This window comes from Streptococcus suis (assembly GCF_002960425.1).
In the GTDB taxonomy this organism is placed as follows: Bacteria; Bacillota; Bacilli; order Lactobacillales; family Streptococcaceae; genus Streptococcus; species Streptococcus suis_S.
In genome coordinates, this window is record NZ_POIZ01000099.1 from 1 (window position 1) to 275 (window position 275).

The window sequence follows — 275 nt, forward strand, 5'->3', positions numbered from 1 at the left end:
TTTCTTCAATCCATCCAAACCTTAGAACTCTTTCAACACATTGTCGCAGATGCAGGTTATGGAAGTGAAGAAAATTATAGCTTTATCCTTGATGACCTGGAGAAAACACCTCTAATTCCCTACGGAACATATCAGAAAGAGCAGAAGAAAAGCTACAAGAAGAGTGATGCCAATCCTGAAAACTGGACCTATCTAGAAGATTCTGACCAGTGGATAAAGCCAGATGGGATTGTCTACTCGTTTAAGAATTATTCACGAAGAACGGAGCAGAATGG

General features: G+C 40.0%; 1 pseudogene. It reads left to right on the forward strand.

What is annotated here, in order from left to right:
• Nucleotides 1-275 (forward strand): annotated as a pseudogene (locus tag C1G57_RS10870) (IS5/IS1182 family transposase); the annotation flags it as partial.